This is a genomic window from Eleftheria terrae (genome assembly GCF_030419005.1).
In the GTDB taxonomy this organism is placed as follows: domain Bacteria; phylum Pseudomonadota; class Gammaproteobacteria; order Burkholderiales; family Burkholderiaceae_C; genus Caldimonas; species Caldimonas terrae.
Genome location: NZ_CP106952.1, coordinates 564,388 through 579,821, shown reverse-complemented (window position 1 = coordinate 579,821; position 15,434 = coordinate 564,388). Strand labels below are relative to the sequence as shown.

Annotated in this window: 16 protein-coding genes; 15 read left to right on the top strand and 1 reads right to left on the bottom strand. The window is 69.8% G+C overall.

Annotation, left to right across the window (positions count from 1 at the left end; all coding sequences use genetic code 11):
* The first annotated feature begins 14 nt into the window (after positions 1 to 14).
* The 12 genes from N7L95_RS26535 to N7L95_RS26480 all read left to right on the top strand — a co-directional run bounded on the left by N7L95_RS26535 (position 15) and on the right by N7L95_RS26480 (position 8,033).
* The gene (locus N7L95_RS26535) at positions 15 to 305 is read left to right on the top strand and encodes a RebB family R body protein (RefSeq protein ID WP_301260633.1); all 291 of its coding nucleotides are present in this window, start codon (positions 15 to 17) and stop codon (positions 303 to 305) included.
* 41 nt (positions 306 to 346) lie between these two features.
* On the top strand, positions 347 to 616 hold the full coding sequence (locus tag N7L95_RS26530) for a RebB family R body protein (protein ID WP_301260632.1): 270 nt from the start codon (positions 347 to 349) through the stop codon (positions 614 to 616).
* 29 nt (positions 617 to 645) lie between these two features.
* Complete coding sequence (locus N7L95_RS26525) at positions 646 to 912, top strand: RebB family R body protein (protein WP_301260631.1); 267 nt, start codon at positions 646 to 648, stop codon at positions 910 to 912.
* Positions 913 to 968: 56 nt separating this feature from the next.
* Positions 969 to 1,241 carry a RebB family R body protein gene (locus N7L95_RS26520; protein ID WP_301260630.1) on the top strand — a complete coding sequence of 91 codons (273 nt, stop codon included), beginning with the start codon at positions 969 to 971 and terminating at the stop codon, positions 1,239 to 1,241.
* 61 nt (positions 1,242 to 1,302) lie between these two features.
* Complete coding sequence (locus N7L95_RS26515; RefSeq protein WP_435870120.1) at positions 1,303 to 1,536, top strand: RebB family R body protein; 234 nt, start codon at positions 1,303 to 1,305, stop codon at positions 1,534 to 1,536.
* Positions 1,536 to 2,114 carry a RebB family R body protein gene (locus N7L95_RS26510; RefSeq protein ID WP_301260738.1) on the top strand — a complete coding sequence of 193 codons (579 nt, stop codon included), beginning with the start codon at positions 1,536 to 1,538 and terminating at the stop codon, positions 2,112 to 2,114. The genes N7L95_RS26515 and N7L95_RS26510 overlap by 1 nt, the downstream gene beginning before the upstream one ends.
* A gap of 54 nt (positions 2,115 to 2,168) precedes the next feature.
* Complete coding sequence (locus N7L95_RS26505) at positions 2,169 to 2,516, top strand: hypothetical protein (protein ID WP_301260629.1); 348 nt, start codon at positions 2,169 to 2,171, stop codon at positions 2,514 to 2,516.
* Positions 2,517 to 2,537: 21 nt separating this feature from the next.
* The gene (locus N7L95_RS26500; protein ID WP_301260628.1) at positions 2,538 to 3,605 is read left to right on the top strand and encodes a hypothetical protein; all 1,068 of its coding nucleotides are present in this window, start codon (positions 2,538 to 2,540) and stop codon (positions 3,603 to 3,605) included.
* Positions 3,606 to 4,098: 493 nt separating this feature from the next.
* Positions 4,099 to 4,491 carry a hypothetical protein gene (locus tag N7L95_RS26495; RefSeq protein WP_301260627.1) on the top strand — a complete coding sequence of 131 codons (393 nt, stop codon included), beginning with the start codon at positions 4,099 to 4,101 and terminating at the stop codon, positions 4,489 to 4,491.
* 22 nt (positions 4,492 to 4,513) lie between these two features.
* Positions 4,514 to 5,521, top strand: a complete 1,008-nt coding sequence (locus N7L95_RS26490; protein ID WP_301260626.1) for an NUDIX domain-containing protein — start codon at positions 4,514 to 4,516, stop codon at positions 5,519 to 5,521.
* Between the two features lie 24 nt (positions 5,522 to 5,545).
* The gene (locus tag N7L95_RS26485) at positions 5,546 to 6,241 is read left to right on the top strand and encodes a glycoside hydrolase domain-containing protein (protein WP_301260625.1); all 696 of its coding nucleotides are present in this window, start codon (positions 5,546 to 5,548) and stop codon (positions 6,239 to 6,241) included.
* A 40-nt stretch (positions 6,242 to 6,281) separates the two neighbouring features.
* Positions 6,282 to 8,033: a hypothetical protein gene (locus N7L95_RS26480; protein ID WP_301260624.1), complete on the top strand. Its 1,752-nt coding sequence runs from the start codon at positions 6,282 to 6,284 to the stop codon at positions 8,031 to 8,033.
* An 11-nt stretch (positions 8,034 to 8,044) separates the two neighbouring features.
* Here N7L95_RS26480 and N7L95_RS26475 read toward each other — a convergent pair whose 3' ends face one another.
* Positions 8,045 to 9,553 carry an AraC family transcriptional regulator gene (locus tag N7L95_RS26475; protein WP_301260623.1) on the bottom strand — a complete coding sequence of 503 codons (1,509 nt, stop codon included), beginning with the start codon at positions 9,551 to 9,553 and terminating at the stop codon, positions 8,045 to 8,047.
* A 627-nt stretch (positions 9,554 to 10,180) separates the two neighbouring features.
* Here N7L95_RS26475 and N7L95_RS26470 point away from each other — a divergent pair.
* From N7L95_RS26470 to N7L95_RS26460, 3 genes are all read left to right on the top strand, one after another.
* Complete coding sequence (locus N7L95_RS26470) at positions 10,181 to 12,028, top strand: carbohydrate-binding protein (protein WP_301260622.1); 1,848 nt, start codon at positions 10,181 to 10,183, stop codon at positions 12,026 to 12,028.
* A 136-nt stretch (positions 12,029 to 12,164) separates the two neighbouring features.
* On the top strand, positions 12,165 to 12,644 hold the full coding sequence (locus N7L95_RS26465) for a hypothetical protein (RefSeq protein ID WP_301260621.1): 480 nt from the start codon (positions 12,165 to 12,167) through the stop codon (positions 12,642 to 12,644).
* Positions 12,645 to 12,719: 75 nt separating this feature from the next.
* Positions 12,720 to 15,386, top strand: coding sequence for a PEP-CTERM sorting domain-containing protein (locus N7L95_RS26460; RefSeq protein WP_301260620.1), 2,667 nt, complete (start codon positions 12,720 to 12,722; stop codon positions 15,384 to 15,386).
* Positions 15,387 to 15,434: the final 48 nt, after the last annotated feature.

The window sequence follows — 15,434 nt, the reverse complement described above, 5'->3', positions numbered from 1 at the left end:
CTGCAGGAGAAATCATGGCATTCCCGACGTCCGTCAACGACCAGATCACCGACTCCGTCACGCAGGCCAACACCAAGGTGCTGGGCGATGCACCGGCCATTGCAATGGGCAACCTCTACCAGGCCACCGCCCAGGCACTGGCCAACGCGGCCCACAACGCCACCAACGCGCAGCAGCAGAGCTACGTCACCGCGCAATCGTCCACCACGATGGGCGTGGCCACCCTGTACTCGATCGACACGGCGTCCACCGGCGTGGCCACCAAGGAGGTCCTGAGCACCGGCGTGAAGGGCCTGGGCGGCTGAGCGGGCGCAGCTGACCTGCGGCAAGAAAGAAGGAGCACGACATGGCATTCCCCACCTCCGTCAACAGCCAGATCACCGATTCCGTCACCCAGGCCAATACCAAGGTGCTGGGCGACGCGCCGGCGATCGCGATGGGCAACCTCTACCAGGCCACCGCGCAGGCGCTGGCCAACGCGGCCCACAACGCCACCAACGCGCAGCAACAGAGCTACGTCACCGCGCAGTCGGCCACCACGATGGGTGTCGCCACGCTGTACTCGATCGACACCGCCTCCACCGGCGTGGCGACCAAGATGGTGCTGGGCAGTTGAGCGGCGTCTGAAGCCAAGGAGCTGACCACATGGCATTCCCCACCGCTGTCAACGACCAGGTCACCGACTCGGTGACGCAGGCCAACCTCCAGGTGCTGGGCAGCGCCCCGGCCACCGCAATGGGCAACCTGTTCCAGGCCACCGCCCAGGCGCTGGCCAACGCGGCACACAACGCCACCCTGGCCCAGCAGCAGATGTACGTCACGTCGCAGGCGGCGACGACGATGGGCGTCTCGCTGCTGTACTCGCTGGACGTCGGAACCACCGGCGCCGTGACGAAGAAGATCCTGGCCTGACGGCCGAGGCCGCCAGCCCCATTCCCCGCCGTTTGCAAAACTGAAGGAGCATCACCATGGCATTCCCTACTTCGGTCAACAGCCAGATCACCGATTCCGTGTCGCAGGTCAATACCAAGGTCGTGGGCGATGCGCCCGCGGTGGCCATGGGCAACCTGTTCGTGGCCACCAGCCAGGCCTTGTCGAACGCAGCGCACAACGCCACGAACAACCAGCAGCAGTCCTACGTGACGATGCAGGCGTCGACCACCCAGGGCGTCTCCACCTTGTACTCGATCGACACCGCATCCGAAGGCCACGCGACCGCCGAGATCCTTGGCTTGAAGTAAAGCGCCTGGCACACCGGGCCGCCACAGGCTGAACCGCAGCCGCGGCCGCCGGAGCACTCGCTTGGCGCGAACCCCAGCTGTCGCCAACCTGGTCGGCCCGCCCGACACCTGTGCCTTGGCGACGATCGGTCAAGCGCCTGCATGGGCAATGGCAAGCACCTACGTCGCGATGGCCGACAGCATCGGCCTTGCGATGGAGAACGCGGCCGCCAACCAGCAGCGGGGACAGGTCCTTGCCGCTGCAGCCGTGGCCCAGGTCCTCGCAATGATCCTTCAGAAGGGAGCTTCCCCGTGATGACCAACGACAGCAGCAGCGTGAACGCCCAGGTGGTGGACGCCATCAGCGGCATCGTGACGCTTGCCGGCGGCCAGGCCCCATCCCAGTCGCTCGGCATGCTCGATGCCGTGCTCCTCGAGACGCTCGGCATGGCCATGTACAACGCGGTCAACCGCCAGCAGAGCGCCAGCATGATCGGCGCGGCCGCTGTCACCTCGGCCTGCGCCAAGATGCTCTCGGCCCCGTTCCCGGTGGCGCCGCCCCCGCCCGCGCCCCAGCCCGGCCCGCCACCGGTGGTCAGCCCGCTGCCCGGCCCGCCGCCCGTGCCGGCGCCGCCGGCCGCGGTGATCGCCGCGGCGATGGCGGAGGGCCAGGGTGCCATCGAGGTGCTGAAGGCGCAGTCGCAGGCCGCCTCGACCGATGCGGCCACGGCAAGCGCCGACCTGCAGGCGCTGCACGCCCTGGCTGCGCCGCCGCCGGCGCCCACGCCGGCCGCACCAGCGGCCCCGGTTCAGCCGCCCGCGCCGGCGCCCGCTCTCGCGCCGGCTCCCGGCCCGGTGCCGGCGGCCGCGCCCTCGCCGGACGCGCCAAGCTAGCCCTGCGGCTGATGCCTCACGCTGGACGCCCACCCGCCACCCCAAGGAGCCCCCATGGACCCGACCAAGGTCAACGCCCAGGTCATCGACGTCATCAACCAGGTCCAGCAGGCCACCATGAGCCCGCAGGTCGTGCTGACCAGCGGCGCCGGCAAGGCCTACCAGTCGGTCGCCCAGTCGACGGCCATTGCGGTGCAGGATGCTGCGGACGCGCTGCGCAATATCTCGACGATCGCCACCACCGCCGCCGGTGTGGCCATGGCCCAGTACCTCGCGACGGGCGACGACAAGTACGCCAAGGCCATGGCGCAAGCCCAGGCGCTCGTGCAGGGGGCGACGGAGGACTTCGCGCGCGTCGGCTCGGCGGCGGCCTCCGTGCTCAAGGGCTTCCCCGCAGGTTGATCCGCCACAGGAGACATCGCCATGACCGTCTCTGTTGCCGGCCGTCCGATCCAGCAGGCGAGCATGCTGTCCGCGCCATGCCAGCAGTCCCTGGCCTTCGTCGACGGCGGCCTGCAGTGGCTGGCCTGGGCGGCGGCGGCGCCCGTCCCGCCCTATGAGTTCGCCGATGAAACCACCCTGGTTGGCGCCGTGCAGCAGGGCCTGCATGCCTCCCGGTTTGCGCTGCTGCCGCGGCTGGGGCTCAAGGTCAGCCCGGTCAAGCTGATGACGCTCGACCCGGCCGACCTGGGCCTGCTGGCACGGGCTCAGGCCGGCGACCCGGACGCGGTGCTCGCCACCCAGCTGCGCCGCCTTTGCGCGGACTACGAGCTCCTCACCGCGCAGGACCTTGCCGCTGGCACGGCGCTGCTCGGCGAGCTGGGCGTGGCGACGGCGCCGCTGTTCCAGGGCATCGACTTCGATGAAGCGCTCGCGCTGTACCAGCTCGCCGCCGAGGCGCCCGCCGGCGGTGCCACCTCGGCGCTACGCCAGGAGGCGGCCGCGTTTGCGGTGGAGCAGGCACGCACGCCGCTGGAGTTCTGCGACTACCACCGGATGTACCTGGAGCGCGCGGCGGCACTGCCGGCCACCCAGGGGCCGGACGACCGTGCCCGGGCCGCCACGGCAACCCTGCACGCGCTGCTGCCGCTGCTGCTCGGCTCCCTCGATTGCCCCCAGGTCGACGGCCTGCCGGCGCCGGCAGAGGTTGACCGTGCCGTGAGCAGCTGGCTCGCCCGCGGGCGGCAGGTGGGCTTCGCGCGGATCTCGCTGGCGGTGCTGCAGATCGTGCAGCACACCCACTACTCCGGCGAGGCCCACGACGGTGCGCGGGACGCGGTGCGGTTGTACCTGCAGTCCGCGCAGGCCTTCCTCGCCGCGAATCGCCTCGGCAAGGGGCGCCTGGGACAGGATGGCGCCACCTGCCTGTTCACCGTCGAGGCCGGCAACCTGCGTGCGGTGTTGCAGGTCAGCAGCGGCGGGGTCATCTCCTTGCGCGACTTCGGCACCCGCCTGCCGGCAGTCACGGACGACACGAAGGGGGCGTCGTGAACACCCGGAGCCGCCACGCGCGCCAAGAGGAAAGGGTTGCATGGACAGGGGCCGTGGCCCGTCCGGCACGACCGTGCACGCGGGCCGGGCTCCGATCCCCCTGCCCGCTCCCCATGCGCCTCCCCGGCGCGGCACCCGAACCGTCGATGGACACCGCACACGCAAGGAGACCCGCATGCCCGCTCCAGGCGACCCACCCGCCGCACCACCCGCGCAGGGTGTGGCCGACGCCGTGCGCGCCGCAGTGCGCGAGGGCCGTGAGGCAGCCCGTGCGGCGGCACGCCACATCCTTGACCAGGCCGAACAGGCCCTGGGCGACGCGCTGCGCAGCCAGCGCACCGGGACACCGCCGCCCGCCGTCGGGCCACCGGCGGGACAGAGCGACGCCGCAGCCGGCAGGCGTCCAGCGACAGAAGACACCGCCCATGAGCAGGCCGCCCCCCTTCCGGCCCCGCTTCCCCTCGACCGCACGACACACGCAGGAGAACATGCCATGACCGACCCCGACGCATTCCCGCCACCCGCACCGCGGCCGACGCCCGCTGCGGCCACTCCGCCCCGGGTTCCGGTGCCCGCGCCGTCCTCCACGGAGTCGGCACTGCAGGCGGCCAATGCACTCGTCGAGCAGGCCATGGTGGCCAGCAACCAGGCGGTGCAGGCCGCCACGCAGGAGCTGGCCGCCGCAACCGAGGGCGCCGCCTCGGACCCGGTCACCCAGGCCGCCCAGGCCATGGCCAGCGCGACGCAGGCCATGCAGCAGGCCGACCAGGCCTCGACCGCCGCCGTCGACGCCGCCCAGCAACAGGCAGAGCAGGCGCTGGCTGCCGCGAGCGCCACGGCGTTGCCGGAGGCGGGTGCCGCGCCCCTCCCGCCCGCCGCTGCGTAGAAGGCCGCCGGGACACAACGCCATGACGCCCTCGGTCTATGCCGCGCTGTGGGACGGCCACGGCCAGTACCTGATCGCCCGCAAGCGGTGCTTCAACCAGTGGTGGGGAGAGAACGCCGCGGCCGTGCTGACCGCCGAGGCCAGCGCGGCCGCAGTCCAGGCGGCCCAGATCCCGAATCCGCAGCCACACGACTGGAACGCCACCACCTCGCTGCTGGCCGCCGCATGCCGGGCTGCCCTGTCGGCCTGGCATGCGTCACTTCCGGAGCTGGACCTCGCCCTGCAGCACGCGCGGCAGGCAGTGGCCCAACCGGCGTCAAGAGCCCTCGCCGCAACCACGGCGGCCCAGGCGGTCGTGAAGGTCTTCACCCTCGTGAAGTACCTGCCCCTGGTGGGCGCCAGCAGCTTGCCCAGCCAGGTAGACGCCGCCGTCAACGGCACCGGCCTGTGGGCCACGGCCCAGGCGACGGCCGCCACACTGGCGGGCAGCGCGGCATCGGCGTCGGCCACCAGGCAGCCCGGTGTCGTGCACCAGGCCGGCCAGTGGGCGTTGCCGGGCGGCGGCCTGCATCCAGGCGAAGCGGTCGACGTGGCGGCGCGCCGCGAGTTCGCCGAGGAAACCGGCCAGTCCCTGGCCGACACCGTGCGCTTTGCGATCGACCTGCAGCTCGACATCGCCAGCCTGGCGGCGCCGCAATACAGCGTGGTGCGCTTGCAGGTCACCGACGGCACGCCCCTGGCCACCCTTGCGGCCGACATCAACCGCGCCATCCGCCCCCGCCCGGCCAACTTCGATCGCCCAGACGGCGCCGGCGTGACGGACTGGGAACTCGATCTCGTCCGCGTCGTCGCCAGCGACGACCTGCCGCGCCATCTCGGCGTCTACCAAGCCCTCGCGCCTTCCGCAATCGCCATCGGGGCGGGCCTGCCTCCGGCCAGCCCGGCCAGGCTCAACTTCAACTGGCAGGAGCACTACCACCACCTGATCGACTGGTACGCCTGGGTGGCACTGCAGCTCATGACTGCCTGACTCCCCGACCGAGGAGCACTGACGATGACCTTCTACAACGGCTTCGACACCGGCGCCTTCCCCGGCATGAGGGCACTCGCCTGGCTCAAGGCAGAGACCTCGCTGGTGTGGTGCGGCTACTACCTTGCACCCGCGCCGAGCCACAGCGACACCAGCTGGGGAGGGCAGCGGGCAGCGCTCGTCGAGCAGGGCTGGGGCCTGGCACCGGTCTATCTCGGCCAGCAGACCGCCGGCCCCGGCTCGCGCAACGCCACCGGGCCGCAAGGCCGCAGCGACGGGGCACAGGCGGCGGTCCTGGCCCGCCGCGAAGGCTTCCCCACCGGCTCGACCCTCTACCTCGACTGGGAGGACGGCAGCAGCCCCGGCCCCGACGCGCTGGCCTACATCCGCACATGGATGGCCGGGCTCGTCGCGGCCGGCTACGCACCGGGGCTCTACTGCTCGCATGAGCTGGCCGCGGCGCTGCTCGCGCAGGTGGCGGCGCCCCTCCCCGGGCCGCCGCCCCGGATCTGGGCCTGGCGGGTGGCCACGGCAGCGGCCCACCCTTACCTCGGCGACATCCGGCAACTGGCGGCGGCCGACCCCGCCGGATGCGGCGATCCGCAGGCGGCGCTGTGGCAGTTCGAACAGAACGCGGTGCTGGCCCTGCCCGGAACGCCCTGCGATGGCCTGCAGCTCGACCTCAGCCATTCCAGCCTGCCCGACCCGAGCGCGCCGTGACCCGGCGCGCCACCCACTCATCCGACACCGGGGGCCCGACATGAAGGAAATCGAGGCGCAACGCGATTTGCGACGAGCCGTCAGCGGCTTGCTGACCGAGCGGATCAACAACGCCGCCAAGTACCCGGACATCCGCGCTGCGGTGGTCCAGGCCCTGGCGGCCTTCGACGCGCGCATCCAGGCGCTCGGTGAGTCTTTCCGGAAGAAGTACGTCCTGCGTGGCGACAGGCCGCTCGCCTGCTTCTACATCAAGGGCGGCAACGCGTTCAACGCCTGCCTGGACCTGCTGCAGGGCCGTGACCAGCACCTGTTCGACTCCGGGCGATCGGACTGGGACACCCAGGTCGTCATCGACCCCTGGCTGCCGGGGCCGGTGCAGGATGCGCTCTACGCGGAGATCGCCGACATCATCTTCGACGAGATGCGCGAGGCCGGCATCCGCGTCGCGGCCGAGGCGGGGCTCGTCCCGCCCGACGATTCGCCGCTCACGCCCTTCTACCATGCCGACGAGGCCAGCGGCGTCGCCTACATCCTCAAGCGCGACGAGCCCCAGACCCTGCGGCGCATCTTCGACCACGACCGCCTGGGCCTGTGGACGGATGACCGCCGCAAGCTCAGCGACGAGCGCACGCCCTTTCCCGACTTGATCCCCGGCATCGTGCTGAACGACGCCATCAAGCACTTCGTGATCTACCGGCTGGGCTACACCTGGCACGGCGAGCAGTTCGAGCGCGCGCGAGACGACCTGGCGGACCGGCCCCTCAGCCCGCGGCCGGTCCTGATGGAGCTGATCGACGTGACCCTGCCGCGGCGCGACACCATCGAGGCGGTTGCGACATGGTCCGACCTCGAACGCGGGCGGCTGACGATCGCCAAGGCCGGTGGCAGGCAGGAGCGCTGGCAACTGCCGCTGCCCGACCTGTTCTATCACCTGCGCGAGAACTTCACCATGCTGTGCGAGATCGCCGACGGAACCTCGCACCATGCCGACAAGGGTCCCAAGCGCCGCCAGCGGGTGGCCGCGATCTTCGCCTACTGCCGCGACAACAACCAGCTGCTGCGCTTTCGCGACGTGCTCAACGCGATGGCCGGCGCCGCCGTGGGCCAGGCAGGCGACGACTCCGACGTTCTGGTGAACGGGCTGATGGCCAGGGTGAGGGAACGCACCGTGACGGCACCGCCCGATTTCCAGAATGGCCGCGTCGGCGATGCCACGCGCGATCGCATCCTGGCCGCGCGCTATGGCGTGCGGGCGATGATCGACCTCCTGCGCAGTGCCTTCCCGGCGCCGGTGGCCCTGTCCGCCGCGTTCAGCGACGACCTCGTGCTCATGGAGACGCTGGCGTGGAACCCGTACATCGCGGTCGACTCGCTGCGGTTCTCCGGCGTGGACATGGCCGCCGTCGTGCGCGTCGACCACGACGACCTGCTGGGGCTGGACCTCGCCGCATTCGCGCAGGCGGTGTCGCAGTGGCTGGGCGGCCGCGCATCCGCGTCAGCCCGCGTGCTAGACCAGCCGCACAACACGGCGCGGCCGGGTGGCCTCAGCTACGAGAGCACGCTGGTCGTCTTCGACGGCAACAAGGCGATCGCCTTCCTCACGCTCACGACGGCAAGCGAGGACGAAGCACCGTTTCGCGCCGATGCTGTGGACCCTTCGATCTGCCATGCCTCGCTCCTCGACATCGCGATCCAGCGCAAGGCGGCCGGGGCCCTGGTGGAAGACTACGTGGTGCACACCGTGCTTGCGAAGCAGTACGCCGTGCTCGGGGAACTGCTGCCGCACGCCTGAGCGGCGCCGCGTCACGTCCCGGCCGCCCGCCTGAACTCCCGCGGGCTGCGACCGACCAGGCGGCGAAAGCTCTTCTCGAAATGGCTGAGGTCGCCGAAGCCCACGCTCAGCGCGACGTCGGTGATGCGCTGGTGCTCGTCGGCATGGAGCATCTCCTTCGCCTTCTCGATGCGGATGCGCTGCAGCAGCGGCTTGAAGGTCGTGCCCAGTGCGCTGCGAAAGAGGAAGCCCAGGTGCGAGGGACTGACATGCGCCTGGCGCGCCAGCTCGCCGAGCGACAGCGGCTTTGCATAGTGCTCGCCGAGATACAGCAGGGCCCTGCGCAGCGCCTCGTGCAAGCCCGACAGCGCGGCGAGGTCGCGCGCCACCGCGCACTCGACCCAGTGGCTCTCGGACCGTGCACGCCCGTTCACGCGCACCGGCGCCCGGGGCGGCTGTTCCCGGCCAGCAAGGGCGCCAGCCTCCAGCATCCAGGGCGCGTGCACCTGGATGTCAGTCGCGCGGATGGGCCGGCCGCCGGCCATCACCGCCAGCCGGGCGACCACGCGTTCCATCTCGAACAGGTTCTCGGGCCAGTTGTGGCACCGGCAGGTGTGGAGCAGTTCGGCGGTCAGCGCGCGTCCCACGTCGAAGCCGTGGCGCTCCAGCACCACGGCCACCAGCGATTCGATGTCGTCCAGCCGCTCGCGCAGTGGCGGCACCTCGATCACCAGGAAGTCCAGCTCCGCGAGCAGGGCCCGCGAGAACCCGCCTTCCCGCACCCGTTGCGCCAGGTCCGCGGTGGCCGACGCAATCACGCGCGGCTCACCGGCGGTTGGCACGGCCAGCCACTGTCCCAGCCGCGAATGCAGGTACTGTGGCAGCTGCCCCTGCAAGGCCGGCGCCAGTTCCTCGATGCCGTTGAAGAACAGCGTGCCACCACTGGCCTGCCTGAACCACTGCGCCGGCTGGCCCGCCGGGTTGGCGCAGTTCACTTCGACGAACGGCCCGTCGCGATGCGGACCGCAGCAATGCACGGCGGCCGCGAGCTGGACTTTCTCGGTGCCGAACTCGCCTTTCAGCATCACCGGCAGGCAGCTGTAGGCGGCCTTCTCGATGAAGATCTCCAGCTGGTGCAAGGCCTCGCACACGCCCACCAGCAACAGCGGGCGGCCCAGGCGCTGCTCGGCCCAGGCCTGGACCTCGTAGCGCTTGACCAGGTAGGCGCAGCGCCGCGCGAAGTCTTCGCACAGGCTTCCGGCTGCCTCGGCGGCCGCATCGCGGGACCATTCGAGCTGCAGTTCTCCGAGCGACTCCTCGGCATAGTTGATGGGCAGCGTCCGATGCAGGAACGGACGCGCCAGCTTGGCTCGCGACCTGGCCGGGCAGACGTCCAGCGAGCACCCGCAATGCAGGCGCAAGCACCCGCCTGCCAATCGCTCACGCTCCGCCAGTTCGTGCACCAGCGCCCGCAACAGATCGGGCAAGGCGCGGTAGGGGCGGTAGGCACGCTGCAAGAGTTCGTCGACCTGGGTGCGCATCGGAAGATCCTGTCGAGTTTGACGGGCTGTCACTCTGGCAGGAGCTGCGTCCCGCTGCCTGTCGAAGAAGGTCGGAGGCTGCGGCACCGTGGGATCGGATAGGGACGTGGCGGAGTGGGGCGTAGGGCGTAGGGCGTGGAGCGTGGACGCGGTGACGGGGAGGCGCCTGTGCCGCAGCTGGCAGCTGCTCTTCGCCAGCGCGAGACAGGGAAGGCGCACCACGGCAGTGAGAGACCTGCCGCGCCAGGAGCCCGTGAAGCAGCCCTGCCGGCACCCGCGACTCGCCTCCTTGGCCCACTTCCTCGCCAGGGTGGTGGCCGGCTCGCCTGTCGCAAGCGATCCGTTGCCCGAGCGCCTCGACCAGGAGCGACCCGCGCGCCGCATTTTTCAGCTGTGGAACACCAGGCGACGCATCCACCAGCGCGAACGCGCGGCTGCTGATGAAAAGCAATGTTACGCAGGCGGCCTATCCATGGCACTCGATCTTCATTAGGCTACGAACGCATCTGAGAAAGCGCTTTCACATGTATTGCCTCGGTAATAGATGGAGGGCGCCGATCGCGCCTGCCAGGACCAGGCGAGCATCGGTCTGACAACCACCCTGTGGCAATGGAAAGCGGGTATTTCATGGCTTCTACCGAATATATTTTTCCGCGCGACCACCAGGCGCGCCCATCGAAGCCGGGACGGGCTTCATCCCTGTTGGCGGGGATCACCGCGGCAATGCTGGCGTTGCTGGGGGCCAGCCAGGCGGTGGCCAATGTGCAGCCCCTCTCGGTGCGGGGAAACAAGGTCTTTGTCGGCGACGCCCCTGGCAGCCTCTCTGGCGTCAGCTTCTACTGGAGCAACAACGGTTGGCCCGGCGAAAAGTACTACAACGCGAATGTGGTGCGATGGCTGAAAACCGATTGGAAAGCCAAACTCGTGCGTGCCGCAATGGGCGTGGAGGACACCGGCGGATATCTCCAAGACCCGGCATCGAATAAAGCCCGGCTGAAGGCCGTCGTGGATGCGGCCATCGCGAATGACATGTACGTCATCATCGACTGGCATTCGCACTACGCGTTCCAGTACCAGGCGCAGGCCATCGAGTTTTTCCAGGAAATGGCCCGCACCTACGGAAAGAACAATCACGTCATCTACGAGGTTTACAACGAGCCGAAGGATTCCGTCTCCTGGAGCGGAAATGTGAAGCCGTATGCGCAAGCCGTGATTGCCGCGATCCGCGCCATCGATCCTGACAACCTGATCATCGTCGGGTCGCCGCACTGGTCACAGGACGTCGACGTCGCCTCGCGCGACCCGATCACTGGCTACGCCAATATCGCCTACACCTTGCACTTCTATGCCGGAACCCATGGCCAGTTCCTGCGCGACAAGGCCACGACCGCGATGAACAATGGCGCGGCGCTGTTCGTCACGGAATGGGGCTCGGTCAATGCCGACGGCAACGGCGCCGTGGCCACGGCCGAAACCAAGGCCTGGGTCGATTTCATGAAGACCCACCAGCTGAGCAACGCCAACTGGGCGCTCGACGATGCGCCGGAAGGTTCGGCCGCGTTGACGCCAGGTGCCACGGCCAATGGTGGCTGGCCCGACCATGTGCTGACAGCGTCCGGCAAACTGGCACGCGATATCGTGCGGAACTGGCCCGGCAACACACCGCCCCCCTGCTCGCCCGTGCCCTTGCCCGCCACGCTCGAGGCAGAGGCCTTCTGCGAGATGAAGGGCGTCCAGACCGAACGCACCTCCGACGCTGGTGCCGGGGCGAACGTGAGCTACATCGACGCAGGCGACTGGATGACGTACGCGGTCGACATTCCGGCGGACGGCAACTACCGGGTGTCTTACCGGGTCGCCAGCCTGCAAGGAGGCGGCCTCCTGCAACTGGAGCAAGGGGGCGGCGCGCCGGTGTTCGGCCAGGTGGCCGTGCCTCGCACCGGCGCTTGGCAGAACTGGACAACGGTGTCCCACGTCGTCGCACTGAAGGCCGGCAAGCAGGCGCTGGCCATCCTGGCCAACAAGGGGGGCTTTAACATCAACTGGCTGAAGGTCGAGCACGCCGATGATCATGGCGGCACGCCGTTGGCCACCGTCAAGGCCAGCGCATTCTCCGCGATGAGCGGCGTGCAGACGGAACCCACCACCGACAGCGGCGGCGGGCAATCGGTGGGCTACATCGATGCGGGCGACTGGCTGTCGTATGCAGGCACTCCGGTCGACATTCCCAAATCGGGCACCTACACCCTGGAGTTCCGCGTTGCGAGCCTGGGCGGCGGCGGCCAGTTCTCCTTCGAAGAGGCCGGCGGCAGCCCGTCCTATGCCACGGTGTCGGTGCCCCCGACCGGCGGCTGGCAGAACTGGACCACGATCAGGACCGCCGTCACGCTGCCTGCCGGCATTCACCGGTTCGGCATCAACGCCAGGAGCGGTGGTTGGAACCTCAACTGGTTCTCGGTGAAGGCCGCGAACTGAGGATCGCCTCTGGACCAGGCGGCGATGAACGCCACCTGGCTCCCCGCGCTGGCGGCTGCACCACGAGCACGCACACGCTCGCAGGCGGCGGCCAGCGGCGTGATGTGCCGGGCAGGACGGCCCAAGCCCGCGCGACATGCAGCACCCCACCTATGAGATCGAGCTGACGCGTTCGGAGCTGAGGATCGGCGGCAAGGCCTTGCCGATCCAGCGCATTGGCGAGATCACCACCCACACCTGGAAGGAACGCACGCGCATCGTGGATGTCGACGGCCAGGCCTGGACCGATCCCGTGCCTCGCCGGCGGATGCAAGGCCACGAACCTGACCCGCCGGGCGATTGGCGAACCCCCGTCACGGAAAAGCCGGGGCGCTCCTCGCAGCCCATGCGCCGCCGGACCGGTCACCGCCCGATAGCGTGGACGGCAGGGGCCGGGAGATCGGTCTTCTGCGACCGTCCGGCCCTGGCCAAAGGCGATGCCGGCCCGCTGGCCTTACGAGCGTTTGCAACTTCGCGCCCTGCGAAGCCGCGCAGCTGGCGATGCTCCGGTTGCGCCTGCCACCCCTTGCCCTTCTGGCTCCTGGCGGCGCCGTTGGTCCACTGCCGACAGGCCTGACGCCTTGCACCTGCCATCCCGCGAAGGGGTGGCAGGACCGATGCGACCGATCGAAGCAACGTCAAGGAGTTTCAGATGAGAAGTTCCCTTCCGTCCCCTGCCCGTGCCCTGCTCTCGCCGGCTCGCCGACTGCGCGGCGTTGCGCCGCGCAGGGCGATCCTCGCCGCCGCGGCGGTCCAGCTCCTGCTGCAGGCGGCGCCAGCCGCCGCACTGGAGACCGTCTGGACCGGGGCGGCCGGCTCCGGCCAGGCGTTCTGGGACCTGGCCGACAACTGGTCCAACGGCCTGCCGGCCACCTTGTCCACCGAAGTTACGCTCGGTGGCAGCGACACCACCCTGCGCAGCAGTCGCTTCAGCGCCACCCGCCTCACCGGACGCGGCACCCTGAGGATGACCGGCGGCCAGCTGGCGCTGGCCGGCGCCGGTTCGCAGATCGGGCGGCTGGAGCTGCTGGACGGCTCGCTCCTAGGAGCGCCGGGCCCGTCGGGCGGGCCGACGGCCGCCACCTTGACGGTGGGCAGCTTCCTGTGGAGCGGCGGCCAGCTGCACAACGATCAGTACCTCTCCAACGGTCCCCGCATCACCGTGCTGGGTGACGCCGTGCTGAGCGGGCGTGTGCTGAGCACCGGCGCCTACCACGGCGCGCTGACCTTCGAGGGCAACGCCCACTGGGTGGACGGCGCGTCGCAGCTCGGCGGAAATGCCGAGATCCGGGTCGGCCGCCAGGCGCGCTTCCTCGACGACGTGAGCCAAGGCCAGCGCACCCTGTCGATCGACCGAGGCGCGTTCGTGAACGAAGGCCGCTATGTGAAGACGGGCGCCGGCGAGACCCGGGTCTGGAACGAATTCGGCTCCTTCGACAACACCGGCACGATGCGCATCGAGCAAGGCCGGTGGTACATCGACAGTTATGAAGGGGGGTGGACCAACACCGGCCGGGTCGACGTCCAGTCCGAGATGGTGGTGTCCGGTTACCGCAATAGCCTGCGCCAGAACGGCAGCCTCCACATCCACGACGGGGGCCGTGTCCGGATGGACTTCGGCATCGTCGGTGGCTCCGCCACCGGCCAGTGGTTCGTTGCGCCGAGCGCCACACTGGAGTTCGCCGGCTCCCAGCAGTACGGCCAGGGCGACATGGACTTCGGGGGCGGCAGGCTCCACAACGAAGGCGTGGTGCGTTTTCGCAGCGGCAACTACACCGTTGCGCCGGAGGCCGAGCTTTCCGGGCAGGGACGCTACGAGGTGCTCGGCAACAGCCGGGTCGTGGTGCGACGCGGGCTGGACGTTGGCACGCTGTACATCGGCGAGCCGCGGGCCGACCTGGACGACCAGACCGGCTCGCTCCTCGGATACAGCTTCAGCCGGCTGCAGGTGGAGGGGCCGCTGTCGGTCGACCGGCTGGAATGGGCAGACGGTGCGCTGCACACGGGCGGTCCGGTGACGGTCCGCGGCCGGGCTGTCCTCACCGAAGACCCCCGGTACTGGCTTTCCCCCAGCGACCGGCCTATCGGCAAGCAACTGGCATCCGCCTTCGACTTCCAGGGCGGTGTGGTGTGGGACGGCAATTCCGACCTCCACGGCGCCGGCAGCATCCGCGTGCGGGCAGGCACGACCTTCGAAGACCTCAACAGCCAGGGCACGCGTGAAGTGCCGTCCCTGGGCGAGCCCTTCACCCGGCCGACCCGCATCTCGGTGGCCTCCTTCCTCAACGAAGGCACCTACCTGAAGAAGGGCGCAGGCGCAACCGTGATCACCGCCGACGTCGACAACCGGGGCACGTTCCGCGTGCTCAAGGCCGGCACGCTGCGCCTGACAGGCCACGTCAACAACACGGGCACGCTGGAGGCGGATGGCTCCCGCCTGATCGTCTGGGGCCGGCTGGCGCAGTACCTCGAGAATGAATACGGGCAACTGCTGCTGGGTGGCGGCAGCTATGTTGCCCGTCACGGCGGCACGCTGGCGCTCAACCTGGGTGACACATCGTCCGGGGCAGCGCCGGCGCTGATCACCGTGCTCAAGCGAGGGACGACGGTGGTGCTCGACGGCCCTCAATCGCGCTTCGTCACCTCCTGGCAGGGCGAGGACGTCGATGCCCTGTCGCGCCTGTCGTACAACGAAGGCCGGATCGCCGTGCTCAACGGCGCGAATCTGGGCTTGGCGGAAGGGCTGAGCAACGGCGGCGTCTTGCACGTCGGTGCCCGCAGCACGCTGCAGGCGCAGACGTACCGGCAGGACGGCGGCGAAGGCCCGGGCGACAGCGCCACCTGGCTGGACGGCACCATCGCTGCCAAGCAGGTGACCTTGAGCGGAGGCGTCTACAGCGCTGGAGCGATGGATGCGGTGGGCACCGGCCACTTCTCCACCGACCACGCCGAGTTGCAGGCCACCCTGCTGCTCGACATCGACAGCTCCGAGCTGTACGACCGTCTGTTCGTGTCAGGCCAGGTGACGCTCGGCGGGAGCTTGCAGGTGGCCTTCGGCGATGCAGGGCCAGTGCTCGGTACCTTTCGCTTCCTGACCGCGGAGGACGGCCTGGGCGGGTCGTTCGCCAGCATCTCCAGCGACCTCGATCCGACGCAATTCCGACTGGCCGCGCGCTACGGCAGTGACTTTGTGGAGCTGACGGTGGAACGACTCGCGGCGGTGACCGTGCCCCAGGTGCCGGAGCCCGGCACCTGGGCCTTGCTCGGCCTCGGCCTGGCAGCGCTCGGCGCGAGGAGGCGTGGGCGTTCCGCCTGCTGATGTGAGGTGAGGCCGCGCCCGGGCGGGCGCGATGCGGCCAGCGGACGG